Origin of the sequence: Paenibacillus spongiae (assembly GCF_024734895.1) — a bacterium.
In the GTDB taxonomy this organism is placed as follows: Bacteria; Bacillota; Bacilli; order Paenibacillales; family Paenibacillaceae; genus Paenibacillus_Z; species Paenibacillus_Z spongiae.
On record NZ_CP091430.1, the window covers coordinates 6,095,640 to 6,119,950 of the forward strand.

Consider the following 24,311-nt stretch of genomic DNA (forward strand, 5'->3'; position numbering starts at 1 on the left):
GTGGAGGGCTTATCATATTTCCTGCCTCACCTGCCGCCATAACCAAACGAACGGCCTTAAAGGAAAATATAGAAAATGCAAGGCCTTCGGAAGCGGCAGCGCCTCTGTATCCCGGAAGCTGGGATATAACTGACTGATCAAATAAACCGACTTTTGCCGCTTCGTCTTCAATGCAAACAAATATCGTTTATACGTTCTGTCCAATTCCTTGGAGCCCGGCGCAAAAGAGACCATGTCCCGGATGAAATAGAGCGAACGCTGCGCCAGTTCGCGCTGATGCGCGCCTAGGAGCATCGGCCCTGCTTCATGCGGAATCGGCGTGCGGAACAAGCCGGAGGCCAGCGTAAGCGCCTGCCCGCCCAAATGCAGACAGCGGTAACGGCGCATGAGCGGGATGAGCATGCCCCAATTCAAGTTTCGGCGCGCCATCCTGTCGATGTCCGCCAGCCAGCGGAGCCGAAACCAGCCGTGACGGGCGCCATGCGATACGAGATACATGAAGAGGTCTTCGCTCCCGAGCAAAAAGACGTCATGTTTGGAAAGCGGGCTGCGCCTTCTCCGTTTCCAGAGCTCTTCGAACGGCGGTTCTTTCCCCATGTCGGAATTGAGCCGCCAATGAATTTCCAATTGAATTCTCGTTTGCGGGTGCGTAAAGGAAATATGGTGAACCTTCCACTTCCAGTTGAATACGCGCGGAACGCTTTTATCGCTATTATAGCCAAGCTGCAGCAGCATGTTCTCCACGGTCTCGACGTCGGCTATCGGAATGAGAATGTCCAAGTCCTTGGACGTCCTGAGCGAGAGATCCCCGTATAAATCCTGGGCAAGCACCGGCCCTTTCAGGACTAACGGAAGTACTCCGTTCTCCTGAAAGGTCCTGCAAACCCGTTCCATTTCTCCGCTTAAACGAAGCATTTGAAACGTATTTTGAACGAAATCGCGATGAAGGGCTTGCAGAACATCGGCAGGAATCAATTCGCTGGTTTTCATAGTGGCATACAGCTGCGGATAAACCCGGTGATGTCGGACCAGTGCCAGAAATTGATTCCAATCGATGTTCGGCAGCGATGGTTTATCCGATTGCTGCGCTTGTGGATCGGCACCCGTCCGCAAGAACGCCAGCATGATGTTTAATTCCTCCGGAAAAGCCCTTAAATCAAGCGTACAATCGTTATCCATATTCAGGCACCTTCCATCCTCTCCCCGCGTTTTTCCGATCCGAATAAGGCCACCACCGTGAACATCCGCATTTCCTCGGCTCCGGTCACATAGAAGGGCCCGCTTCGAAGCCAAGCATGAGCGATCATCTTCCCTTCGGCATCCCTCGCCGTTCCCAAATAAAGCGTACTCTCGATCTTCCGCCGTTCCAGCATTTTTTTGGCGGCGATCGCCCTGACCAAACATTGGCTTTCCCAGAACGTGTGGCGGCTCATGACCCCGACCGCCTTCGATACGCAGCGGATTGTGTTCTCATCCGACGGAATGCGAGCCATCGGCGTTTCCACCAAGCGTTTTCCTAGGGAAGGCGCGATCGTGGAGAACGGCATCGCTTTCATCACGCGTGCCAGCCCCAAATACATCAGCGCTTCCAGCATCAGCCGCTTCCTCTCCCCAGGCAATGACAGAAACTTCGCCAGGTTACGCTTCACCTTTCCGGACCTCGATCAACGCTTCCTCCTGCAGGTTCCTCAGAAATGCGGTCACCTGTTCCTCGCAAACCGAGCGCTCGACGTTGTATTCGGCCACGAGCTCGTCAACCAGCTGTCTTACCGGGATTGGCGAAGCGATAAGCTCCCAAACCCTGCCGCCGATCGCGCCAAGATTGTAATATTTTCCGGAATCGACGCAGAACATGACCTTCTCCCCGCTCATGTCGCTAACAACGCTGCCCGCCGACTGAACGACCGTTTGTTCTTCAACGTTTGAATTCGTCATTTGGCTTCCTCTCCTTCTCTAATCGTTTGAATGATCTCGGATACGAGTCGATTGACCGTAAACCCTTCAAGCGGCCTGTTTAATTGATACCCCTTCATTTGCTTAGCTATGCCCGCCGAAGCCTTGAAATGCCATTGCTCCAGCCCGAGACGGCGAATCCGTTGGTTCCGGTACGTATGAAGCAGCATGACGCCAAGCCGTTCGAGATTCGGCAAGGGTCTAACGCTGACTGCTTCCGCCTGCGACTTTACCAGCTCGAACGCTCCCGCAAACGGGATTGGATCGTCGCAAAATCGGATGGCCGCCGGCACGGCGTATTTCGCGGTTTTCCGGTAAACCGGCCGATAATTCCCGCGTTCCATGCTCATGCCAAGATCGAGGCATTCCCGCCACAGCTTCTGCTGCGGATAGGATGGCGCAACCACAGGCATTCCGCCGTCGTCCGCCAGGGTAACCGCAATGACGTCGTCGCTTACAAGCCGATGCCCCTCACTGACAAAAGCGGCCGCGAGCGTCGATTTCCCCGCTCCCGAATCGCCAAGAAAGGCATACGCTTTGCCGTCGATTTCGACCGCGCTTCCGTGCAAAGGCAGCGTATTTCGAATCATCAGCAGCGCACCCATGCAGGGACCCAACAAGTACTCGCGAACTTTCTCCGGATCCGCTCCCGCAAGAGGAGAAACCGTAATTTTGCGTCCATCTTCGATGCAATAAAAGGCCGTCTCCGGAATAAGAAACAGAAACCGGTTATCGATGCGCGCGAAATTACTGCCGGCGGACTTCAATTGGACCCATAACCGGTCCGGAACGCCCGTTTCAATGACGATATCCACATTTGCACATTCTTCTACATCAACGGATACGGGCAGCTCAGGCAGCGGAATTTCGCTTGAAATCCGTAAGCCGAAGGCCATATATACGGTTTGCTGCACCACTGATATCATACCGTTCACCTCTCTCGCCGTTAATGAAGGAAGATGTCCTTATATAATCCTTAGCGGATGGTATAAGGACACATAAGGAATAAGTGAAGAGAAAAGTAAACTTAGCTTGGATTGTAGATGTCTATATCGTCTGTCGTAACGAAGTCGATCGTTGTGATGCCTTTGCCATACATCGTTTCACTTACGTTGAGGGATTCCAGAGTCGGAACCATCCATTCTTTTTTCTCTTCGTTTGTCATGTTTCTCACCTCCCTTCAGTATTTTCCCTTCACTGCATTCGTTTCAGGAACCGGTATATGATCAGGCTCCGCATCAGCATTCTCATCTCCGGCTGGAAAGCCTGCTCCGGACGCGGTTCCACGCCGAGCCGCAAAACGGCTTCTTTGATCCGGTCGACATGGAGATAAGCTGCCGCGATGGGATCGTCGCAAAGCTGCCGCAGCTCGCTCTCGAGTAATTTCCATCCGGGAATGATGCGGTGTACCCAATCGGCTCCCTGTACGCCCCGCACGCGCTGATTCAGCCGTACTTCGTCGGGCAAATAATGCTTCGTCGCCCTCCGGATCAGCGCGCGATCCAATCCGTTTCGAACATATTGCTCCACCGGCACCGAGAAGCAGAAGCGAACGACCCTGGGATCGCAGGTCGGATCGCGCTCCCATACGCCGTAGCGCAAGGACAATTTGGTTGCCGATGCGCCGTTCTTGTTGCCGACAGGCAAGCTCTTCATCTTTTCCTTCCGAAGCTCCAGCGGATCGGCGATCATGGAGCCGTTCACGCCGATCCCGCTGTCCCGAAGCTTGGCGAACACGTCGGTCCGCCTGGCAAAATCGGGATGGATCAGCATCGTCGGAATGTCGGTCCCGCCGTCCGTGTTCGAACGTTTGGCGAGTATGGGGAAGGCCTCTTTGCAAATAATGGACATGAGGCGCTTCCCGCCGATTCCTTTATTGGCGCTGTACAGACGAAACTCGCGCATGAATTGCTGCCATTTCAGCTTCCTTAGCAGCTCCGCGTAATAATATACGGCAGGTCCCCACGAGACCGTGAAATTCCCTCTAGCTCCGGTTAACAGGACGCCTACTCCCTGCTGTCCGGCCTGCTCGTGCATCCCTTTCAGCCAGAACGAATTCTCGAAAAACTTATAGGGCGTTTCAAGGATGTCCAGCCAATCGTCCACCTGGGACATCGGACTGACCCCCTCGAAGTCCATATACCGCTCCGAGATGTTTCCCGCATGGCGAACCGTGGCTTGAATGAACCGGCTCTCGTCGGCTATCGCGCTTGAAGGCGTCCAATCAACAAAATCGCGTGTTGGGATAAAGCTGTAGGTATGCAGCGATTTCCCTTCTTCCCGCAAAGCGCGCGCAGCGAAGCTGGCGACCGCTCCCGAGTCCAAACCGCCGCTTAACGTCGCTGCCACCTGGCGATGCGTCCGGAGTCTGGACTTCACCGCTTCCCCGAATACGTCCCGGAACGCCTCCTCGTACTCTCGGTCGGATTTGAGCCGCAGCATCTCCTTCGGCTCGAGGGAGCCGTGAGCGGAGAGCGAGACTCGTCCGTCCGAGACGGTAACCGTATGCGCCGGCGGCACTTGATGAATATGCCGGTACGGCGTGGAGCCGACGTCCGTTGATTCGTACATTTCCGGAATGGCCATGAATTCCGCGAGCCAAGGCTCGTAAAGCTCCTTCGCGACATCCGGCAGCGCAAACAAGGGCGCGATCGTCGTTCCGAAGGCAAAACGCCGGGCATCGCGATGATAATACAGGCAGCGGTTACCGAACAAGTCCCGCGCGCCGAAGACGAGCCGCTCCTGTTCATCCCAGATGACGAAGGCGAAATCGCCGACCAGATGCTTCGGAGCTTCCCGCCCCCATTTCCGGTAAGCAAGCAAGATAAGCTCGCTGTCGGTCATGCCGGCGCGATCGGTAGGACGAACCTGCAGCAGGTCAAACAATTCCCGGCGATTGTCGATAATGGCATCCGCAACGATCGCCAGCCTTAACGTCGGATCGTAATAGGGCAGCCGTTCGTGTACGGACTCGGGCGTAATCCATTTGGAACGGCAGCCGAGAAAGATAGGACCGTCCGTCCAGGTTTGGACATCGTCGGCGTCGTATCGCTCCATGGCTTCCATCATGGCGCTGCCGTCCGCGGACCCGGCAGGCTGCCCGTCGAACCTGAGCAGGCCGGCAATGGCGCTCATTTCTTCCCCACGCCGCCGGTCAAGTAGGTCGACGCCAGTGTCGACAGCCGGCTGCCGAAGGGAATCAGCGATTTCAACCGGGAGATTTTTCGGTTCATGGCATCCAGCTGCGATTTTAAATGCCGCTGCTCCATGGCGCCGAGCTCCAGGCGCTTCTCGAGCGCGCGCATAGTCATCTGCAACTGAAGCGTATTGTCCGGGCGGGTCTTGTCAACCGGAACGTACTGGTGCTCCGTCAACGCCAAGCTTCTTCCTGCGGTTGCTTCGGATTTCATCGCATAGCCCTCTTCCCATCTGCAGCCCGTCGCATCCGCCAATTGCTTGGCGCGCAGCGCGATCAGCTCTGTATCCGGCTCCATCTCGAAGCGTACGCCCGTCAGCTTCTCGGCCTCGTCCAGCTGCTCGGCATAGCCGAGATCGTGAAAGATTCGCGCCCCGAGCGCCCGGCCGTACAGTTCGATCTCCCGCTTGTCCAATACCCCTTTCCAGATGGCGACTGATTCCTGATTGGGTTCCGTATGGTTCGCCACGAACGGATCGCCTACGCCCATGCTGAAGTATAAGTCGGACTTGGCGGAGTTCATGAAGTTCCCGTACTTTTCCATTCCCTCTTCGTAATCGCAGCCGAGAAAACGGCAGACTTCCGATAATTGCGCCTTGGGATCCAAAACCAGTCTTTCGTAATGCAGCCGATGCGCGTACAGGTTATCTTTGGCGAAATATTGATAATACCGGAACAGTCCGACGGTAAGATCGGCGATTTTCATATCGAAGCCCGGATTGCGCAGGCCTTCCGTCAAATCGAAGCCTACGCCTCTTTGCTGGTTCACCTTCTTATAAGAGGCGAGCACCGAGAACGGGTTCCGGATGAGCCAGATCCGCCTGGAATGCGGAAACAGCGCGTCCAAAAATTCCAGCAGATAGTAATACCGGGGCGACTTGTCGATGACCAGCTCCGCTCCTGCGCTGCTTTGCAGCAAGCCGTTATATACCTGAAGCGCGAATGCCCTGCATGCGTCTTCGAAGGTTTCATGCGACAGGACGCCGTTGAAGAATTGGGCTACGATGCCTGTTCCGCCGTACGCTCTGCGCTGCGGCGATTGCAGGTCAACCAGACTCATAAGAAACCACATTTCCTGAGTCGCGAACATTTTGCTGTGATTTTGGAGCATCACCGTAGCCAACGAACTTCCGCTTCTGGGCGTGCAAAGCAAGAAAACAAGATTGTTGCCGTTCGAATCGATCAAATCACTCTTCACCCTTTGCTGAAATCATAGTAATATTTCGGCCGTTCCCCGAGAATCAGCTTGTAGACATCGTAGTTCGTATCCATGATGCCCTTCAGATAATCCTTATAGGGCCGATCCGCGACGTTTACGAGCCCGGAGTTGTAATGTTCTCCCCATTCGCCCTGCCAGTATCTGCCGAGACCGGCTTGATCCACGTAATTAAACACATGCGCGCCGACAATGTAAGGCAGGGTGGCGACTTTCTCCACATAATTCCGGTAACGCATCCCTCTCTGGAACTGGTTCGACGCCGAATTCGGAAGGAGAGGGTTCAGTCCCTGCTCACCGGTGCCGTACCCGAATTCGCCGATCAGGATCGGTTTGCCGCCCGACTTCGTGTAGACATCCTCCAAGAGGTCGGTCTCAATCTTATAGGTATAATAGTTGATGCTGATGACATCGACGTATCTGCCTTCCGCTTCGGCGAGCGCATCCCGGAATTTCTTGTTATGGAAGGACGTCGTAATCCACCGGTCTCCGAGCAGCAGATGATTGGGATCGTATTTGCGATAGATCCGTGAAACGGTCCCAAAAAACGTATCCAGGTAATAAGCGAAAAAATCGTCCATGTCGCGCCAAGACGCCGACGTTTTTATCGGCAGTTCGGCTTCGTTCATGTCTTCGAACGAGTTGAACTTCGTGCCCCAGGCGGCGTTGAAGGCGGCGACAGTTTGATATTTATCCCTCAGCGTCTGGACCAATTTCCCTTTGATGGCGGCCGAGCTCGCCTTCAGCTTCGGTACGTGGGAATAAAATTTATGAAAATCGTATTCGTTGTCAATGAAGTACCCGATCAGCATCCGGTCGTCTTTATGCGGCTTCAGCGTTTTTTTGAACGCGTCGTCGATCTTCTTCTCGGCATTCGGCGCAAAGATATCGAAGATCGAAATACCGTCCAGCTTGGCCCAGCTCATGCTGTTCAGCGGAAGCATTCTTACGTAAGGCATTTTGCCCTTTTCGCCGTATTTCTCGGGCGAATAGTTGCCTATGCCGTTAAAGCCCCATTTTTGAAGCCGTGATACCGCTTCCGAATAGACGGAATGCTCGGTGGGGAAAACGCCAGTCTTGCGGTAAATATTGGCCATATAGAAGGAGTAGTTGTCCTTCCCGATATAAGCGCGCTTATATTCGCCCTCGTACGGGGGAATGGATTCAAACTTCTGCTCCCGTCCCTTTACCTTCGTATACGTCTCATTGGCCGTGACGCCGTTCACCGCCAGGCTGAAATAGAGATTCCCGTTCGGCGTCGTCATGACTTTGCGGCCGTCCAGCTGCTGGATCGCGAAATAACCTTTCGCTTTCAAGCCATATTTCTCGGCGCTGCCGGCCAGTCCGCCGTAATTGTCGCGATCGGCAGGAGGCTTAAGGCTGTTGTAATAAGCGTCATCCGCTTGGATGTCCGCAGCCAATTCCGTGTCACTCGTCACCTTCCCGGCGAATTTCGCATTCTTCATCTGACCGTACTTATCGACCACGACATCATTGCTGGCATTAACCGTGAATTTACGGATCGGGCTCGGCATCATGCCGTCCTTGACCGCGTACGTTTCCACGACGTTATAGCCCGTAAGCTGCAGCGGCGCTCCGTAGGACAGGAAATCGGGTCCCTTGTTCAAACGGTAATAGATGCGCGCGTCTTGCGTTTCCGTCGACAATTCGGTCTTGACCGCCCCGACGGTTTGGGATGAAACCAGCTTTACGGAGGCCGTGTTTTGATTAAGCACGACCTTGGTAATCTGCGGTGACCAGGCTTTGGCCGATCCGACCAGCATGATTTTCAAAAACCGCGTATGCGCGGGCACGGACGAAACTTCATACGCGTACGGCTGCCAATTGCTTTGCTGGTAGCCGGCCGGTCCCGCTAGCGCGGAAATCTCCGTATACTGTTTGCCGTCAGGCGAAACGAAGAACCGTTGGGCTTCGACCGGAACTCCCGTAAAGAAGCTGCCGTAGACCGTGAAGGAACCAATATCGTAATCCGTATGGTAAACGATACTGCCCGGCCCCGTGGTGGAGCGCGTTACTCGGCCGCTGTCATTGTCGAAGAAACCGGGGTTGTTCTTGGCGATATACAGATTGGAACGGCTGGCCATTTGTTTGAAATTATCCAGCGTATCAACCATGCCGACAGGCGCAGCGGCCGTAGAGGCCGGGGCGTACAGGTAGGTTGAAACCATGCTTGCCGCCGACTTGCCCGAGTCCGAATGGTTTACGGCGGTCGTCTTCAACAGCAGATTGTCGAGCACCGGAATTGGAGAGCTGTAATGCTTGCGGGTCAGCGAAAATCGCGGATCGCTACCGTCGGTCGTATAGTATACCGTTTCTCCCGCTTCTCCCCTGTTCAGCAAGATCATGCGGCCGTAAGGCACCGTTCCCGATGGAGCGCTGGCATCTACTTTCGAAGGACCGTTGAGCACGACCTTCCCTATCGAAGGCGATTGGTCAGTGATCATGCCTTGAAAGGTGATTTTCAAATATTTCGTGTTCACCGGAAAGCCCCTCGACTCATACACGACGGCGTTCCCGCCGCTTTCATGGATGTCCGGCGTGATCTCCTTGTAGGTCTTTCCGTCGCCGGATATCGAAATCGTTGGATGTACGTATTTATGACCCGCCGTGTAATAAGCGTAAATCGAAAAGGAACGAAATAAGCTATTCTTTTGGGCCTTGTAGACCATGTATTCGCCAAAAACGCCGCTTGGCTTCACGCGCGTCGAATCCTGGGGATTGCCCGGAAGCTTCTGCAGCTTGAGCGAATCCGAATGTTCGTAGACTGCGTTCCAATTCTCAAGGGAATCGACTTCGATTTCATAGGAAGGCGAGATGCCGTCTCCCAAAACATGTGCAGGGAACAGACCCACGAACATCCCGTATACCATCAGACACACTAATAGACACACGAATTTCTTTTTCACGATTTTTCTCCTTTTTTGCCCCTTTAGTCGCTCAGGGCTGACATTTCCTCCTTGGCCCCTTGGTCCAGACGCGGCCGGCCGATTGAATAATAGATGAATGACGTTTCCGCTAAATCGTCTTCCTTGAATACGTTCCGTCCGTCAATCAAAATCGGCTTCTTTAGTATTGTTTGCAGCATTTTGAGGTCCATATGAACGAATTCGTCCCATTCCGTCAGCAGGCACAGCGCATCCGCGCCCGTCGCGGCCTCCAATGCATCGTCGCACCACATTACGCCGTTATTCCCGTACATGCTTTGGAAGTTTCGAATCGCGATCGGATCGTAGGCCTTCACGTAAGCCCCGCTCCGGACCAAATACTGAATGATCTCTAGCGCCGGCGATTCCCGGACGTCATCGGTATTCGGCTTGAAGGCCAACCCCCAGACGGCGAACGTCTTCCCCTGCAGCTCCCCGTCGAATATCGTTTCCAGCTTCCGGATGACGCTCATCCGTTGATCCTGGTTCACTTCTACGACCGCGCGAAGCAGTTTGAATTCATAATCGACGTGACCCGCGATTTGGATCAGCGCTCTCGTATCTTTCGGGAAGCAGGAGCCGCCATAGCCGATCCCGGCTTTAAGAAACGCTGGGCCGATCCGTTTGTCGTACCCCATGCCTTCCGCGACGCGGGTGACGTCGGCGCCGACCTTCTCGCAAATGTTCGCGATTTCGTTGATGAATGATATTTTTGTCGCCAGAAAAGCATTGGAGGCGTATTTTAACATCTCCGCGCTGCGGATGTCCGTCACGACGATTTGATCCGTCAGCGGCCGATGCAGCTCTACGATCGTTTCGACGGCGCTTTGGGAATCGGCGCCGATCACGATCCGGTCGGGATGAAGCGTATCCTGTACGGCCGAACCCTCCCGCAAAAATTCCGGCAGCGAGATACTGTCGAACCGCTCCATAGTCCGGCTCCGGATCAGATTCCTCACGCGTTCGTTCGTTCCGACGGGCACGGTGCTTTTCACGGCAATGATTTTATACCCGTTCATTGCTTGCGCGATCTCGGCGGCCGCCTGGTCGATATAAGACAGATTCGCCTCTCCGCTTGGCAGAGAAGGCGTCCCGACCGCAAGAATGACAAGGTCCGATTGCTTAACCGCCTGGTTCAAATCACTTGTGAAGCTCAGCCTTCCGGCAGCCATATTCTTGACCGAAAGTTCTTGCAGGCCGGGTTCGTAAATTGGGATGCCCCCGTTTTGCAAGGTTTCGACTTTGGCCAGGTCCTTGTCGACGCAGACGACGTGATTGCCGAGTTCCGCATAGCAAATCCCCGACACGAGCCCGACATAACCGGTGCCGATGACTGTGATGTTCATATTTTCAGCTCCTAAAGCGTTTTTCTACGAAAAACGCAGCATCGTAAGCATAAGCTTGGCGTTTTCGTTACTTTATACCCTGCAAAGTTGAATGATTTCGTTCCAATCGAGTTCGAGCCTTACGATATCCTCTTCGATGAGCTGCGATCCGGTTTGGACTTCGATGATTTCGATATCCGTTTCCGCCCGCAGGCTGTGTTTGTTATCCTTCGGAATCGCGAGGACATCGCCTGCCTTCACGGAGAAGCGGTGTCCGTTCAATATCATGTCTCCGTTTCCGGAGATGACCGTCCATACCTCGTCCCGGAGGCTGTGGTACTGGTAGCTCAAGTTATTGCCGGCCGAAATGAAAATCCGTTTGGTGAGCACTTCCCTGCCGTCCGGGTACGTGATGTAATCCAGCACGCGATAACGGCCCCAGCGTCTCTCCTCGTACATCGGACGCTGATCCGAATGCTTCATGACTTCCTTGATCATCGGGCTTGACGCTTTGTCCGCGACCAGAATGCCGTCTGGGCTTGCCGCCACGATGACATCGGACAGGCCCATCAGCGTAATCGGGATATCCAATTCGTTAATGATATGCGTATTGATAGAATCTTCCGTGATGATGCCTTTGCCGATCAGCGAGGTTTGGATTTCCTCGGTCAGCGTATTCCAGGTGCCCAGATCTTTCCACGGTCCGTCATAACGAACGGCGGAAATCCGGTTCGCTCTTTCCACCACTTCGTAATCGAAGCTGATTTTGGGAAGCTTGCCGTACCGCTTCAGCATTTCATCGTACTGAATCGGCAGTTCGTTCGCGATCAGGATGTTAATGAGGAAATCCAGCTTGAACGCGAACACGCCGCAGTTCCAGAGCGCTTCCCGGCGAATCAATTCCTCCGCTTCTTCCTTGTTGGGCTTCTCGCGGAAGCTGTGAACGTCAACGAACGGCCGATCAGCGCCGGTTTCCTCCTTCGGAAGGATATAACCGTATTTCTCCGATGGATACGTCGGCTTTACGCCCATGAGGGCCAGGTTGGCATCGGAATGGTCAAGCACGTGCTCCAACTGTTTCAGCGCCTGAAAGAATGAATTTTCGACGTAAGGATCGACGGGCATCACGACAATCGTTTCTCCCAGACTCACGCCTTCGACCGAATATAAATACGTTGCTGCAAGCGCGATGGCAGGAAACGTATCCCGTCTTTCCGGTTCTACGATCAGATTGATTTCATTGTCCAATTGGCTATAAATCATTTCGACCTGAGGCTTGCTTGTCGCCACGTATGCGTCCCTGCGCAAATCGGCTTCCTCTAGCTGACCCCAAACCCGCTGTATCATGGACTCTAACCGGCCGTCGCCGTTTTTGAGTATTTTCAGAAACTGTTTCGAACGGGAGTCATTCGACAGAGGCCACAGCCTTTTTCCCGATCCACCCGAAAGAAGTACGATTTTCATACCAATCCTCCATTCTATTTTCCCGTTGGCTCCGCCATTAATTTCGCTGACGTTATGCCTCCGGTCCATGTGCGGTAGTAACTGGCGTTCTTGCCGTACGAGTTATCGAGCAGGATGTTCGGCTTATCCATGAGACAAGACAGAATATGACCGTGAAGCCTTGAAGTCTGTACGGTCTTATAGTCGCTGAACCGGTTGACCGCCTTGTTCACGAGGTAATCGGTGTACTTCCCCCAGAACTTGCTTAGTGGCAGTTTACCGCTGCCCTTTTGCAGCATTTTGCCGAAAACGCGGATCGATTTATGCTCGACCCCGTTAAAGAGCGTCGACCAGTCCAAATAATCGCCCTTGCCCGAAGCTTCCAGCCGCTCCTGCTCCGCTGTCTTCTCGATATCGGTCCTTAGAAAACAGAGCAGCTCCTTGCCCGGCATGTTCTTGCTGCGAATCGGCCACAGCTGATGCGCCATGTCCGGAGACAAATAGACATTGCATGTCTTGAACTTGGCCTTCGCCATTTCCTGCGACAACGTGTCGCGGACATATAGATGCAGGTCCGAATGACGGTTGAAGACTGCTGCCGTCCGGTCGAATGCGGCTTCGTTCTTGTAGAAAATCGTCTGGGGCAGCATGACCACGCGATGACCGGGATAATCGGCCACGATCTTCTCGCGCAGCTTCTGGTGCGCCGGATACAAGTCGCCGAAATTTCCGCCGCCGTGCAGGACGATGATATGATCCTTCGGAATGGCCAAGCCGTCCGGGAAATCCAATACGCTGTACCGCGCCTGGACATGGATGCGATGATCCTTGAAAAAAACTTCGGTCCCTTTCATAATCAACAGGTCGCCGCCGTTGCCGTGCACCGGATAATCGATGTAATAGATCTTGGAATGGGGCGGGATCACGTTCAAAATGTGCCGAAGCCGGTTTTTGAGCTCATCCATGGGATGAGGATGAGCGATCTGTACGGTTTCCATCAATCCGTCTCCTTCTCCATTGGGCGTATCTTCTCTCTTCTGGGTTCCGGGATCGATCCCGTCAAATGTGCCACTTGATGTTCTCTTTGATCGGCTTCGCCGGAACCCCGGCTACGAGCGAATAGGCAGGCACGTCCTTCGACACGACCGACCCGGCCGCAACGACAGCGCCTTTGCCGACCGTAACGCCCTTCAAGATAATCGCCTTGCTGCCGATCCATACATTGTCCTCGATGACGGTCGGCTTCGTTTCCGCCATCCCCTCGATGCGGTGAATGTCAGTATCCATGATGGCGACATCCCAGGAAATCGCGCAGTGGCTTCCGATTTTCACATGCTTCTTGCAAATGATCTCGGTTCTTCGATTAATGAAGGTATGGTCCCCGATTTCGATAACCGCTTCACTGGAATCCAAGTAAAAGCCGGTGTTTCGAAACAGCAGAACGTTGTCGCCGATGATGAGCCTGGCCTGCTTTGCCTTCGAGACCGTCACGCCGCCGGCTACCCGCAGCAGCTTCCCGCATTGGTCGACCTTCCTCCTGAACAGCATGCCGAGCAGGATGCGGTAACCGTATTTGGCATAATCCCTGACGCTTCTCTTTCTTTGGTTCGTACCGGCCTTTGCGGCCGCAAGCACATTTTTCACTTCACTTCACTTCATTCCATTCGTTAGGATGGCATGCTTCGCGATAACTGCTTGAATAGAGAGCGGATATCGTCTTTGTCAAAAAGTATGTCGGCGATTCTCACCTTGAAGACTACCCGCATGGCCGCGATCGTAATGACGATCCGGATGACCGAGCCGAGCAGCAGGGCAAACGCAATGCCGTTCAGCCCGTACAGCGGCGTAAAGACGAAGAATAATCCGACCGTTATCACAAGCGCGACCGCCTGCCGGATAACCACAAGTCCAGGTCGGCCCATAGCATTGAAGGAGGAGGCGAGAATCCACGATCCGCCGCCTAGAATGCATTCCAGAGAAAGCAGGTAGAACGCGTTGCCGGCTTCCAGAAACTGCGCGCCGAACAGGAGGCCCAGCAAGAAACGGCCGATAATCATGCCCGGAATGACCGCTGCGGCCATGAGCAGGAACGAGAGCCGGAACGCTCTGCCGACCGTTGCGATGATTTTGTCCTTGTCCATGCCGGTGACCTTCGGGAAAATCACGTTTGAGATGGCCATCTGAACGACATTGAACACGCGGGACAGCGTATAGACGACCGTATACAGACCGAAATCCTTCGGTGTCAGCAGCGATATGATGATGAGCTTGTCGCACTGCGAGTACATTGTCCCGAGCAGCTCGACACCGAACACCCTTCCGCCGTAGCCGAACAGCGACTTGAACACGATGCGGTCCGCGAACGGTTTGAACCAGTTAAAGGTCAATTCGCGCCGCAGCCGGTACAGCGACCAGACGATGACCATCAGGCTGGTGGCGAAAAAGGCAAAAGATGCATAAGAGATCGTCAATTTGCCAATCGCCCAAAGCACCAGCAAACCGGCCAGGTTGCTTAGCGGGACGTACAGCCGCAAACCGTTGTACAGGCTGAACTTATCCATGCCTTGCGTCAGCGCCGCAAGTAAATTAACGGCAAGCAGCATCGGCAGCGTCAGAATGGTATACCACCTGGCGACTTGGATCACGTCATCCGAATATTGCCCCAGCCAGATGGGAAGATAGATCCAGGCAATGATGCCGATGATGAGACTGACGGGAATTTGGAATAGAAATCCTGCCCTGACGTATTCGGTCGCTTTGCCCGCATTCGTCCTCATATTGAAAATGAGGGAAGTCGGAAGCCCGAAGCTGACGAGACCCGCCAGCAAAGTCGGCCAGAACAGAATAGCCGAGAATTCACCCTTACCCGCCACTCCGAACAATCGCGCCGTCACAATGGAGGTCAACGTGCTCAGTATCATAATCAGAAGATTGGCGGCGCTTGTATGCAGAATCGTTTGAATGGCTCCGCGCCCGGTCAACCTTTTTTTGACGGCTTGTAGACTGATCATAGGTTCGACATCCTTAAACCGCATATTCTCTTTACTGATACATCTTCAACACACCACGGAGCTGCCCGTTGCTGTATGAAATTTTGCTGATATTGCGGAAAATTTTGCGTTTGTCGTATGCGAATACGACGGTGAGCAGGGCGAACAACGGCATCTTCACGAGCGATTTCATCAAGATCCCCGCCTTATTCTTCGAGGAGACCGCGCTGCTGACCCCCTGCCAATAAATTCGCCGAAGCAGCCATTTCCGGCTGATCCGGCTGCGGGGAATCTTGTGCAGCACCGAAGCGTGAGGCGTGTAAAAGACCGAATAACGCGCGCGGATCCGCTCGATTAGCTCGGCTTCCTCGCTGGACAACAAATTGCTGCCTACTCTGCCGAGGTCCTCCCGGAAGGGTTCCATCGAATCGAAGACCGATTTGCGGAAGGCCACGTTGGCGCCGAACGGAATGTCTGGCCTGCGCATTTCCACGATTTCATCCGAATAATCCAGGATCGTGTATAGCGTCCGGTTCTCCGGGAGCAGCCACTGCGGAGCGCTTCCTTCCCAGGCTGGCTCGATTTTGCCGCCTGCGCAGCCGATTCGCGGATCAAGCTCGAACAAGGCGACAATGCAGCGGATCCAATCTTCGGAGGCTACTGCGTCGTCGTCCAGGAAAAGCACGTACTCGCCGGAAGCTTCGCGAATCGCGCGGTTCCGGGCGACGGAGAGGCCAAGCCGTTCTTCGTAAAGATAGACAATCGGGACATCGACCAGCCTCTGAAATTCTTGAACGACCTCTCTGGTATTATCGGTGGAACGATTATCGACCACGATCACCTCGTAGGAACCGTTAAAGCTTTGCTGCAGCAGGCTTAGAAGCGCTTCTTTCACGTCCGCTGCCCGATTATGCGTACAAATCGCTATGGTTGCTTTCATGCGTTCACCTCGTACCGCTTCATACCGGTATAGACTTGAATCATTTTACCGGCTATCCGGTCCCAATCCAGTTCCCGGAGCTTCGCCGCAATGTGCATCTCCGTTTCCTTCACGTCCATATTCATGGACGCTTGGAGGGCCTTGCGCAAGCCGTCCGGATCGTCCGGATCGTACAAGACGCCGCATCCGTCTGAAACATATTCGCCGAGTGCGCCCAATCTGGGCGCAACGACCGGCTTCTTGTGGGAAAGAGCGAGAATCGCGCTCCCGGAAGTCGAAATTTGTTTGTAGGGAAGTACGATCACATTAGCTGCCTCCAAGAAATCGGCCAGTTCATGGTCATCCACGAACTGCGGATAAATACGGATCGTGCCGTCATTGACCCGGTCGATGAAATCGAGGCTGTACCCCGAATCGACGTGCCCCGCGATGAGCAGGTCACAAGATTCCAGCTTGAGCGACGAGAATGCTTCGACGAGTTGATCGACCCCTTTGTAGGGATTGATCCGGCCGATAAACAAGAACAGGAAGCTCTCCGGGGAAATGCCGAATCGCTTGCGGATATCCGTGCCCTTGCTTGCATAGGCATCCACATAGTGACCGTGCGGCGTAACGACAAGCTTGCTTGGCGGCACGCCGAACGTTGCGGCAACCTCCCCCTTCACCGTCTCGCTCAGGACGAAGGCCTCATGACAGACGGTTAATATATACTTGCGCATCAGGCGGTCCCAGCGCGTCTTGCCCGTATGCGGCCAGACGTTATGAACCGTCCAGAACAGCCGCACGCCCCTGCATCTGAAATAGAGAAGCAGCAAGGCGAAAAACAGCGACTTCGCGATCGTCAGCGCAAAGACCGACGACGTATACGAGTTGCTCGGCCAGTGCAGGTGCACGATGTCTCCCCTGCGGGGCTTGAACATCGCCTCCCGGTCGTAATGCTCGACCTGCAGGCCGTTTTGCTCGATCGACCTGGTCAGCAGTTCGCTGTATTTATTGTGCGGGCTCCACTTGGGCCACATGTAAACGGTCGGTTTGCCCATCTTCATGACCTCCCGTTTGCGGCTGCTAACGTGTATGGATGGCTGCCTGATTCCGTTATTCGCGCGTAGAGAGCAAGGTGATTTTCCAGCAGCGATCCCTTCGTAAACCCGCTGCAATGCTTCAGGCATTGCGCTTGAATGCTTCGTTTCTCGTCGCCCGACAAGTCGTAAAACGCCGCGATTTTCTCCTTGATCGCGTCCGCGCTCCCTGGCTTGAACAGGAAGTCGTCCGGATTCCAGACGGCATCCGGAATGCCTCCTACGGCCGAAGCGTATACGGGCGTGCCGACTTGATAGGATTCGATGATCACCCGGCCGAACGGCTCCTCCCATATCGAGGGAACGAACGTGACGTCGGCCTTCGCCATGAAGCCGCGTGCTTCCTTCGGCGTAACCTTGCCGGTGAACACGAAACGATCGTCGCTGCGGCAGAGCTCGACAAGATATTGCCGAAGGCCCCCTTCGCCGCAGATGATGACCTGTTCCACCATCTCACGCGGGAGGGAATGGACCGCTTCGACCAGCTCGCGGACGCCTTTCTCGGACTCGATTCTTCCGAAATAGCCAATGCGAAGCGGCTTGCGGTCGAAATCTTTCGAAGCGCCGGCGATATAGCCGTCCACGACGTTCGGAATGACCAACTTGGCCGCATTCGGGAACAGCCCGGCATTCGTATGGCGCTTCAGGATGTGCGAAGAGATGCCGACGACCGCAGACACCCGCTTGCTGACGGCGAGGGAGCTTAAGTGATACATCCGCGCCAGCGCCGGGTTTGCGATCGGCGAGCTGACCGGCGAGAGGAGCGAATAATCCCGGAGCGTATGCACGATCGGCACGCCCGCCTCCGCCGACGTCCAAATCGCTGCGCCGAACCCGGATAAATTTTGGGTATGAATCAGATCCGGGCTGATCTTATTCAGAAGCTTGCGAACGTCCCGGATCTGAACCGGATTGTACAGATCGATCAATCGCCGGAGCATTTTCTTAAACGTCCCGGCATTGTACCCTTCGCCGATCCAATACAGATTGTTGTAAGGCAGGCGGTGCACGGTTACCCCGTTAATCACCTCCGACTCTATGCCGGCGCTTCGTTTCTGCCCCCCTACCGTCAGCACGTGAACTTCGGCCGCGGGGACGAGCGTTTCCGCCAGGATTTGCGTCGAAATTTCAGCGCCGCCAATGATATGCGGCGTATAAAGACTGTTTACAACCACGATTTTCATGCGACACGTTTCATTCCCTTCATGCTCTGCGTATCCATTCCGGTCTCCTGTACAGCCGATAGTCCATCGAAGAAGCCGCCGCGAATGAACCCGACTAACAGCCAAAAGTTCACGAAGGAATAGGAATCGAAATTCATGACGAGCGAAACGCACAGCGCAAAAGCGAATTTTGCGTACGGGTTCCCTTTAGCGCTCTTTAAGATCGATGCCATAAAGCCCAAGAACAACATGGCGCCGACCAAACCTTCCTCGGCGAATACCTTTGACAGCAAGTTCCGCGACGTCGCCATTTCCGGACGGTTGAATACGATATCGGACACTTCCTCGAATATCAGCCCATTGCTGAAATGCTTGAGCAGGAGATCCGCGAATTCCTTGTAATAATAGCCGCCTCCCACGCCGAATATCGGGTGGTGCGCAAACTCGATGAAGCCGATCGCCGGGAAAAAGACCCGAATGAAAAGGGAATTGTCCGTTTTGATCAAATGATCGAAATTAAATTGAAAGCGATCCGTAAAATAGCCGCTAACGTGGAACGTCTCGAGCAAATAAGGGACGCCGACCACGATGACAAGGACACAGACGGCCAGCACGAGCAGTATTTTCCCGCGGTTCTTATTCGTAATGAACACATAGATCAGCAGCGCGGTCAGCAATACGCTGTAGGCATAGGCCGAGAACGACAGCACCGTCAGCACGGCGGTGCCGATCAGCAGCGGCAATTGTCGTCGGTAGCCCTGTTTGAACAGGAAGAGCATCAGAAGACCGCCGCTCAGCATGTGGATTGCAGCCCAGGAAGGCTCGCCCGACAGCATTTGAATCCTGCCCTTATACACCTTCTCCGAGAACAATCCGGTGAAGGCTCCGGAGAATCCGCTGTGGAGGAACAGCGAATCCAGCAGCTGGAGAAAGCCGGCCGCGAGCGGCGGCACGAATGCGACCATCAGGCTTTTGGCGATCCATCCGATCAGGGCGGGATCCTCTTTCGTCTGCTGAGCGATATAAACTGACGTCCGGTACATAGATAGGCCGAACAACAGCGTAATCACATGCTTGAAGCTGCTGCCCAAGTCCTCGTAGCCGATGGATACGACCAGGGAATGTCCGATGCTGTACATCGCGAATGCCAGCAAAAAGTAATCTCCCGTTTTGAACCGGTATCCGGTAAACAGCAGCAAAAACGAGGCGGCGAACATCGAAAACATGGAAAGCGGACGGTACACTGAAAAGTGGAAATACGGCAAACTATCGTACGAGAGGACCGCGATCGAGAAGAGAAACAGCACGATAATGAGCTTTCGAACCATGGCTGCTTTTGCATGGTTGGCGATATAAGGCACTATGATAGAATCAGCTCCATGTTTTTAAGGGTCGCGGAGCTGCTGAAATGGCTGACCACGTAGCGGACCGAATTGCGCGATACCTTCTCATTGAGCTCATCGTTGTTCAGCAAAAGCAGCACGTTCCGAACGATTTCCTCGTCCGAATCGCAGACGAACAAGTCCTCTCCATGGTTCGCGTCGATCCCTTCGCTGCCGATCTGATTGGTCACGACCGGAACGCCCCAGGACATGGCCTCGACGATCTTCGTTTTAATGCCCGTCCCGAACAGCATCGGAGCGATCATCAGCGCCGAATCGCCTACGACCCGCTTCACGTCGTCCACTTCCCCGGTCACGATAACGCCTGGGTAAGTCTCCTGCAGGCGCAGCACATCGGCGGTTGGATTCTTCCCGACGATGTAGAACGTCGTCTCCGGCGCCTGCCGTTTGATGCTCGGCCATACCCTCTCGCAGAAGTAAGCGACGGCGGAGCTGTTATGCGGGATATCCATCTTCCCTACGAATACCAGCTTATTTCGATCGTAACGCCGAGGCCCCTTGCCCCTGGTTTGATCCGGGTCGAACTTCATCGGAATACCGTAGCACGATTCGTGACGGGTGAGCTTTTGGAAGCTTTCCGCTTCGACCGGCGAGGTGAACACGAGATGATGAAAGAGCGAAGCCACTCGTATCTCGTATTTGCCAAGCAGCCTGCTTTCGAAGTCGATCAGCCATTTCTGGATAAACTTCATATCCGCCAATCGCTTCATGCCGCCGGGCAGCTTGCCCGTGAAGCCGCCGAATACCGACGGAATGTATTGAAACCATTCGAGTTGCCGCCGATAGCGCAGCGACAACAGATCGTCATAGCTGAGCACCTTTTGGCCTTGTTCGTCCGACATATATTCCGCTACCCGCACCATGTCGTATAAGATGAATTCCGGCTGCTCGGCTTTGATAATGTCTTTTACTTTCCGGTGCGTTTTCCGGGAATAATAGAGGGATACCTGGAGCGGCCATTTTCTTAAGAGCAGCGAATAGACCGCAATATTGTACAGCTTCTCGGCCAGACCAGGCAGCTCGAGGCAAACCAGCCGGTCGATCTCGTCCGGGCGGTCCTTTAGATACTTGGCGTCGTCCACGAAGGATAAGTTGGCGAGCTCGCTGTCGGGATAAATCTCCTTCATTTGACGGATGTACTGCAGCAGCATGTTTTTCCGTCCGTCCGTATTCGGGAAGGGAAGCCGGTTCGTAATAAACATGATTTTCTTCATCGCAATCCCCCGTCCCATCCGTTAAAAAGCGTCCTTCGCCCCGATAAGGAGCTTGAATGTTTTGAAAATGATCTTCAAATCCCCCACAATGCTTCTGTTTTGGATATATTTCAAATCAAGCTCGACCATTTGCTCGAAACTGAGCTTATTGCGCCCGCTCACCTGCCAGAGGCCCGTGCAGCCGGACGTAACGGTCAACCGAAGCTTGTCGTATTCCGAATACTCCGCCACTTCTCTTACCAGCGGCGGCCGTGGACCGACCAGCGACATGTCGCCTATTAGCACATTGATAAGCTGCGGCAGTTCGTCGATGCTCGTTTTTCGGATGAATTTTCCGACTCTTGTGATGCGTGGATCGTCCTTCATCTTGAACATCGCGCCTTGAATTTCGTTCTGATTGAGCAGGTCCTTCAGCTTTTCCTCCGCGTTCGATACCATAGAGCGGAACTTGAACATTCTGAAGGGCTTCTCTCCCTTGCCAATGCGGGTCTGATAGAAAAACACCGACCCTTTCGGATCTTCCAGCTTGATCAGGAGCGCGACGAGCATAAACAGCGGTATAAAAAACAGGATCCCAAGGAGCGCGCCCGAAATGTCGATCATCCGTTTGACCACGTTGTAGGAAACAAGATCGCCGTCTTTCGCCAGCTCAAGCCGGATAGAATCGTATTCCGATAACTTTATGATCGCATCCTGATCATACCGCTGGGCCATTATGCTCACTCACTTTCTCTCGTTCGAGCATTCTCTCAAGCGCTTCGAAGAGGGTATATCTGAGTTCGCTGTTACGAAGGGCGAATTCGACCGTCGTCATGATGAACCCGAGCTTCTCGCCGACATCGTAGCGAATGCCTTCAAAATCATAAGCATAGACGCCGATATCTTCATTCAATTTTTGAATCGCATCGGTCAGTTGAATTTCACCGCCCGATCCGGTCTCGTGTCTGCCCAAATAATCAAAGATCTCGGGGGTCAGCACATAGCGGCCCATAATCGCCAAATTCGACGGTTCTTGTCCCTTTGGAGGCTTCTCCACGAAACGGTTAATTTTGTAGAGACGTTCGAATTTCTCGAGCGGATCCACGATGCCGTAACGATCCGTCTGTTCGGGGGAGACGGTCTGAACGCCGATGACCGACCTTCCCGTTTGCTCATATTGCTCGATCAGCTGTCTGGTGCAAGGAACGTCAGACTGAACGATGTCGTCGCCGAGCAGCACCGCAAACGGTTCGTCGCCTATGAAATTCCGCGCGCACCATACGGCATGTCCCAGTCCTTTCGCCTCTTTCTGACGGATATAGTGAACTTCAACGTTCGAGGACTGCCGGACCTTCTTAAGAGTATCCAGCTTCCCTTTTTCCTCCAGCGACTGCTCAAGCTCAAAGGCGATGTCAAAGTGATCTTCGATTGCCCTTTTCCCTTTGCCTGTGACGATGATAATGTCCTCAATGCCGGATGCGATCGCTTCTTCCACGATATACTGAATGGTTGGCTTATCGACGATTGGAAGCATTTCTTTTGGCATCGCTTTGGTTGCGGGCAGAAATCGGGTACCGAGTCCAGCCGCTGGGATAATCGCTTTTCTCACTTTTTTCATATGATCTCACCCTATCCGTTTTTTCTGTCCATCTGTTTTTTATGATGCTAAAAATACGAGCTATGTTTTCTCCAGTTTGAGTAAACATAGCTCGTAATTTCAGATAAAACATAGAGAAGCGGGCATTCAACCCATCCTCACGTCATACCCTTGACAATTAACGTCTAAGGTTGGCTAACCCACAGCATGACCGAGTGCCTCCGGTGATAGAGGAGCAGGAGACATTTCCTAATAACCAACTGGTTATAACGATAACGATTAACGATTGACGTTATTCAATACAGCGCCGATAATCTTTACTTGTCCATAATCCAACGCAGCTTTCGACTCTAGCAAAATTTCGTTTTTCACTTTTCCTGCTTTCATGACCAGTACAACGCCATCGCTCTTGCTAGCCACGACCAGCGCATCCGACAAGGTCATGATCGAAGGCGTATCGATGAAAACGATGTCGAACCGTTCCTTCGACGTTTCCAGCAATTCCGTCATGGATATCGATTCCAGCAGCTCGGATGGATTCGAAGGGAGGGGGCCTGCCGTAAGCACCTCGAGATGATCGATATTCGTTCGCTGAATCACATCGTTGAGCCCGCTGCGCTTCGTTAGCGCCGTGCTCAATCCGTGACGGTTGGATAGCCCGAACAGCTCATGTTGGGCGGGCTTCCGCAGATCCGCATCAATGATCAGCACTCTCCTGCTCGTCTGGGCATAAGCCACGGCGACGCTGGCCGTGACCGTGCTTTTGCCTTCGCCGGGCAGAGCGGACGTAACCGAGATGGTTTGCAATGCCTCGCCCCGGATAGAGAATTCAATGTTGGCCCTCAGGCTGCGATAAGCATCCGAAATCGTCGAGGTCGGGTACTCGGTAATTAAACGCTGTTTAAGAATCGAGCGTGACATTTTCTTTCCCCCCTGCCAGATTCATGATCTGCGGTTTATTGCGCTGATCGGACAAATCGCGTCTTTTCGCCTTGGGAATTGCCCCCAATGCGGGAATCCCGAGCAGCGTCCTGATGTCTTCTTCGTTTTTAACCGTGTTATCCAGCTGATCGAGAACGAAAGCAATACCGATTCCGATCATCGTTGACACTATAAAGGCGACCATAATGTTCATCGTCGTATTTGGCGATATCGCTCCCGACTGCTTCGTCGTATCGGCCCAGTTCAGGACGGACACGTTATCCAACTTCATGAGCGTGCGAACTTCCTGTTGGAATACTTTCGAAACGGCATTTGCCATCTTAGCCGCCCGCCCGTAAGAATTGTCCCTGGCGGATATGGACATCACCTGGGTTTCATTCATGGAGCTGACGCTGATTTTCGCTATGAGTTCATCTGCGGTCGCGTGCAATTCAGGATATTGCGTCGCGACTTTCGTCATTATACGAGGTGATCGGATAATTTCCTTATAGGTTTTGATCAGCATGATGTTGGAGTTGATGGATCCGACATCGACATTCGAAACTTGGGTTTTGGGGTCCGCTTGCGGATTGTTGACGATCAGTTCGGCGGAGGCCTCATATTGCGGCTGCAGGAAATGATTTGAGTAATAGCCGACAGCCGTACAGCTGACAATCGTGATCAGCGCAATCATCCATAGCTTTCTTCTGATAAAACTCCAATATCGTAGCAATTCCAAGGTGCTTCCTCCGATACTGATTTCGTTCATTTCGAGATGAACAAAACTTTTTTTCTGAATATTCCGACTATTATTGACTCTTTTCGTCGTTCGGTTACTGCGTTCATTCATCAAATTTCAGCATGTTTCTTTTTTCTCTTTCATTCTAAAGCTTCAAAGCCTTACAAAACTATTACACGGCAGGATGATTTTATTTATACTCCCGTCG

General features: G+C 53.5%; 22 protein-coding genes. All 22 read right to left on the bottom strand.

What is annotated here, in order from left to right:
- Positions 1 to 12: 12 nt before the first annotated feature.
- Positions 13 to 1,179, bottom strand: a complete 1,167-nt coding sequence (locus L1F29_RS27440; protein ID WP_258385201.1) for a nucleotidyltransferase domain-containing protein — start codon at positions 1,177 to 1,179, stop codon at positions 13 to 15.
- Between the two features lie 2 nt (positions 1,180 to 1,181).
- Positions 1,182 to 1,595, bottom strand: a complete 414-nt coding sequence (locus L1F29_RS27445; RefSeq protein WP_258389825.1) for a lasso peptide biosynthesis B2 protein — start codon at positions 1,593 to 1,595, stop codon at positions 1,182 to 1,184.
- Between the two features lie 43 nt (positions 1,596 to 1,638).
- Positions 1,639 to 1,935 carry a lasso peptide biosynthesis PqqD family chaperone gene (locus L1F29_RS27450; protein ID WP_258385202.1) on the bottom strand — a complete coding sequence of 99 codons (297 nt, stop codon included), beginning with the start codon at positions 1,933 to 1,935 and terminating at the stop codon, positions 1,639 to 1,641.
- Positions 1,932 to 2,879: an HPr kinase/phosphorylase gene (locus L1F29_RS27455; RefSeq protein WP_258385203.1), complete on the bottom strand. Its 948-nt coding sequence runs from the start codon at positions 2,877 to 2,879 to the stop codon at positions 1,932 to 1,934. Before L1F29_RS27455 ends, L1F29_RS27450 begins: the two co-directional genes overlap by 4 nt.
- Positions 2,880 to 2,980: 101 nt before the next feature.
- Positions 2,981 to 3,118: a paeninodin family lasso peptide gene (locus L1F29_RS27460; RefSeq protein WP_258385204.1), complete on the bottom strand. Its 138-nt coding sequence runs from the start codon at positions 3,116 to 3,118 to the stop codon at positions 2,981 to 2,983.
- A 29-nt stretch (positions 3,119 to 3,147) separates the two neighbouring features.
- Positions 3,148 to 5,088, bottom strand: coding sequence for an asparagine synthase-related protein (locus tag L1F29_RS27465; RefSeq protein ID WP_258385205.1), 1,941 nt, complete (start codon positions 5,086 to 5,088; stop codon positions 3,148 to 3,150).
- The gene (locus tag L1F29_RS27470) at positions 5,085 to 6,347 is read right to left on the bottom strand and encodes a sulfotransferase family protein (protein WP_258385206.1); all 1,263 of its coding nucleotides are present in this window, start codon (positions 6,345 to 6,347) and stop codon (positions 5,085 to 5,087) included. The genes L1F29_RS27465 and L1F29_RS27470 overlap by 4 nt, the downstream gene beginning before the upstream one ends.
- On the bottom strand, positions 6,344 to 9,292 hold the full coding sequence (locus L1F29_RS27475) for a chitobiase/beta-hexosaminidase C-terminal domain-containing protein (RefSeq protein ID WP_258385207.1): 2,949 nt from the start codon (positions 9,290 to 9,292) through the stop codon (positions 6,344 to 6,346). The genes L1F29_RS27470 and L1F29_RS27475 overlap by 4 nt, the downstream gene beginning before the upstream one ends.
- A gap of 23 nt (positions 9,293 to 9,315) precedes the next feature.
- On the bottom strand, positions 9,316 to 10,656 hold the full coding sequence (locus L1F29_RS27480) for a UDP-glucose dehydrogenase family protein (RefSeq protein ID WP_258385208.1): 1,341 nt from the start codon (positions 10,654 to 10,656) through the stop codon (positions 9,316 to 9,318).
- A gap of 72 nt (positions 10,657 to 10,728) precedes the next feature.
- Complete coding sequence (locus L1F29_RS27485; RefSeq protein ID WP_258385209.1) at positions 10,729 to 12,099, bottom strand: sugar phosphate nucleotidyltransferase; 1,371 nt, start codon at positions 12,097 to 12,099, stop codon at positions 10,729 to 10,731.
- Positions 12,100 to 12,113: 14 nt separating this feature from the next.
- Complete coding sequence (locus tag L1F29_RS27490) at positions 12,114 to 13,076, bottom strand: polysaccharide pyruvyl transferase family protein (protein WP_258385210.1); 963 nt, start codon at positions 13,074 to 13,076, stop codon at positions 12,114 to 12,116.
- A gap of 61 nt (positions 13,077 to 13,137) precedes the next feature.
- Positions 13,138 to 13,722, bottom strand: coding sequence for an acyltransferase (locus tag L1F29_RS34255; RefSeq protein ID WP_309252344.1), 585 nt, complete (start codon positions 13,720 to 13,722; stop codon positions 13,138 to 13,140).
- A gap of 23 nt (positions 13,723 to 13,745) precedes the next feature.
- Positions 13,746 to 15,089, bottom strand: a complete 1,344-nt coding sequence (locus L1F29_RS27500; protein ID WP_258385211.1) for a lipopolysaccharide biosynthesis protein — start codon at positions 15,087 to 15,089, stop codon at positions 13,746 to 13,748.
- Between the two features lie 31 nt (positions 15,090 to 15,120).
- Positions 15,121 to 16,008 (bottom strand): glycosyltransferase, encoded by an 888-nt coding sequence (locus L1F29_RS27505; RefSeq protein ID WP_258385212.1) that lies wholly within the window; start codon positions 16,006 to 16,008, stop codon positions 15,121 to 15,123.
- Entirely contained in the window at positions 16,005 to 17,048 is a 1,044-nt protein-coding gene (locus L1F29_RS27510) for a glycosyltransferase family 4 protein (RefSeq protein WP_258385213.1), read from the bottom strand. The genes L1F29_RS27505 and L1F29_RS27510 overlap by 4 nt, the downstream gene beginning before the upstream one ends.
- Before the next feature lie 2 nt (positions 17,049 to 17,050).
- Entirely contained in the window at positions 17,051 to 18,271 is a 1,221-nt protein-coding gene (locus L1F29_RS27515) for a glycosyltransferase family 4 protein (protein WP_258385214.1), read from the bottom strand.
- Positions 18,268 to 19,611 (bottom strand): O-antigen ligase family protein, encoded by a 1,344-nt coding sequence (locus tag L1F29_RS27520; RefSeq protein WP_258385215.1) that lies wholly within the window; start codon positions 19,609 to 19,611, stop codon positions 18,268 to 18,270. Before L1F29_RS27520 ends, L1F29_RS27515 begins: the two co-directional genes overlap by 4 nt.
- Positions 19,611 to 20,867: a glycosyltransferase gene (locus L1F29_RS27525; protein WP_258385216.1), complete on the bottom strand. Its 1,257-nt coding sequence runs from the start codon at positions 20,865 to 20,867 to the stop codon at positions 19,611 to 19,613. The genes L1F29_RS27520 and L1F29_RS27525 overlap by 1 nt, the downstream gene beginning before the upstream one ends.
- A gap of 21 nt (positions 20,868 to 20,888) precedes the next feature.
- Positions 20,889 to 21,581, bottom strand: coding sequence for a sugar transferase (locus tag L1F29_RS27530; RefSeq protein WP_258389826.1), 693 nt, complete (start codon positions 21,579 to 21,581; stop codon positions 20,889 to 20,891).
- Positions 21,565 to 22,464 (bottom strand): UTP--glucose-1-phosphate uridylyltransferase GalU, encoded by a 900-nt coding sequence (galU, locus tag L1F29_RS27535; RefSeq protein ID WP_258385217.1) that lies wholly within the window; start codon positions 22,462 to 22,464, stop codon positions 21,565 to 21,567. The genes L1F29_RS27530 and galU overlap by 17 nt, the downstream gene beginning before the upstream one ends.
- Before the next feature lie 258 nt (positions 22,465 to 22,722).
- Positions 22,723 to 23,364: a CpsD/CapB family tyrosine-protein kinase gene (locus tag L1F29_RS27540; protein WP_258385218.1), complete on the bottom strand. Its 642-nt coding sequence runs from the start codon at positions 23,362 to 23,364 to the stop codon at positions 22,723 to 22,725.
- On the bottom strand, positions 23,345 to 24,103 hold the full coding sequence (locus L1F29_RS27545; protein ID WP_258385219.1) for a YveK family protein: 759 nt from the start codon (positions 24,101 to 24,103) through the stop codon (positions 23,345 to 23,347). The genes L1F29_RS27540 and L1F29_RS27545 overlap by 20 nt, the downstream gene beginning before the upstream one ends.
- Positions 24,104 to 24,311 lie beyond the last annotated feature (208 nt).

What these genes read in the sequence shown, in the direction of transcription:
- L1F29_RS27525 (WP_258385216.1), bottom strand. Translation starts at nt 20,867, where the DNA reads ATGAAGAAAATCATGTTTATTACGAACCGGCTTCCCTTCCCGAATACG.
- L1F29_RS27510 (WP_258385213.1), bottom strand. Translation starts at nt 17,048, where the DNA reads ATGGGCAAACCGACCGTTTACATGTGGCCCAAGTGGAGCCCGCACAAT.
- L1F29_RS27440 (WP_258385201.1), bottom strand. Translation starts at nt 1,179, where the DNA reads ATGGATAACGATTGTACGCTTGATTTAAGGGCTTTTCCGGAGGAATTA.
- L1F29_RS27450 (WP_258385202.1), bottom strand. Translation starts at nt 1,935, where the DNA reads ATGACGAATTCAAACGTTGAAGAACAAACGGTCGTTCAGTCGGCGGGC.
- galU (WP_258385217.1), bottom strand. Translation starts at nt 22,464, where the DNA reads ATGAAAAAAGTGAGAAAAGCGATTATCCCAGCGGCTGGACTCGGTACC.
- L1F29_RS27500 (WP_258385211.1), bottom strand. Translation starts at nt 15,089, where the DNA reads ATGATCAGTCTACAAGCCGTCAAAAAAAGGTTGACCGGGCGCGGAGCC.
- L1F29_RS27465 (WP_258385205.1), bottom strand. Translation starts at nt 5,088, where the DNA reads ATGAGCGCCATTGCCGGCCTGCTCAGGTTCGACGGGCAGCCTGCCGGG.
- L1F29_RS27505 (WP_258385212.1), bottom strand. Translation starts at nt 16,008, where the DNA reads ATGAAAGCAACCATAGCGATTTGTACGCATAATCGGGCAGCGGACGTG.
- L1F29_RS27515 (WP_258385214.1), bottom strand. Translation starts at nt 18,271, where the DNA reads ATGAAAATCGTGGTTGTAAACAGTCTTTATACGCCGCATATCATTGGC.
- L1F29_RS27445 (WP_258389825.1), bottom strand. Translation starts at nt 1,595, where the DNA reads ATGCTGGAAGCGCTGATGTATTTGGGGCTGGCACGCGTGATGAAAGCG.
- L1F29_RS27490 (WP_258385210.1), bottom strand. Translation starts at nt 13,076, where the DNA reads ATGGAAACCGTACAGATCGCTCATCCTCATCCCATGGATGAGCTCAAA.
- L1F29_RS27480 (WP_258385208.1), bottom strand. Translation starts at nt 10,656, where the DNA reads ATGAACATCACAGTCATCGGCACCGGTTATGTCGGGCTCGTGTCGGGG.
- L1F29_RS27460 (WP_258385204.1), bottom strand. Translation starts at nt 3,118, where the DNA reads ATGACAAACGAAGAGAAAAAAGAATGGATGGTTCCGACTCTGGAATCC.
- L1F29_RS27530 (WP_258389826.1), bottom strand. Translation starts at nt 21,581, where the DNA reads ATGGCCCAGCGGTATGATCAGGATGCGATCATAAAGTTATCGGAATAC.
- L1F29_RS27540 (WP_258385218.1), bottom strand. Translation starts at nt 23,364, where the DNA reads ATGTCACGCTCGATTCTTAAACAGCGTTTAATTACCGAGTACCCGACC.
- L1F29_RS27485 (WP_258385209.1), bottom strand. Translation starts at nt 12,099, where the DNA reads ATGAAAATCGTACTTCTTTCGGGTGGATCGGGAAAAAGGCTGTGGCCT.
- L1F29_RS27455 (WP_258385203.1), bottom strand. Translation starts at nt 2,879, where the DNA reads ATGATATCAGTGGTGCAGCAAACCGTATATATGGCCTTCGGCTTACGG.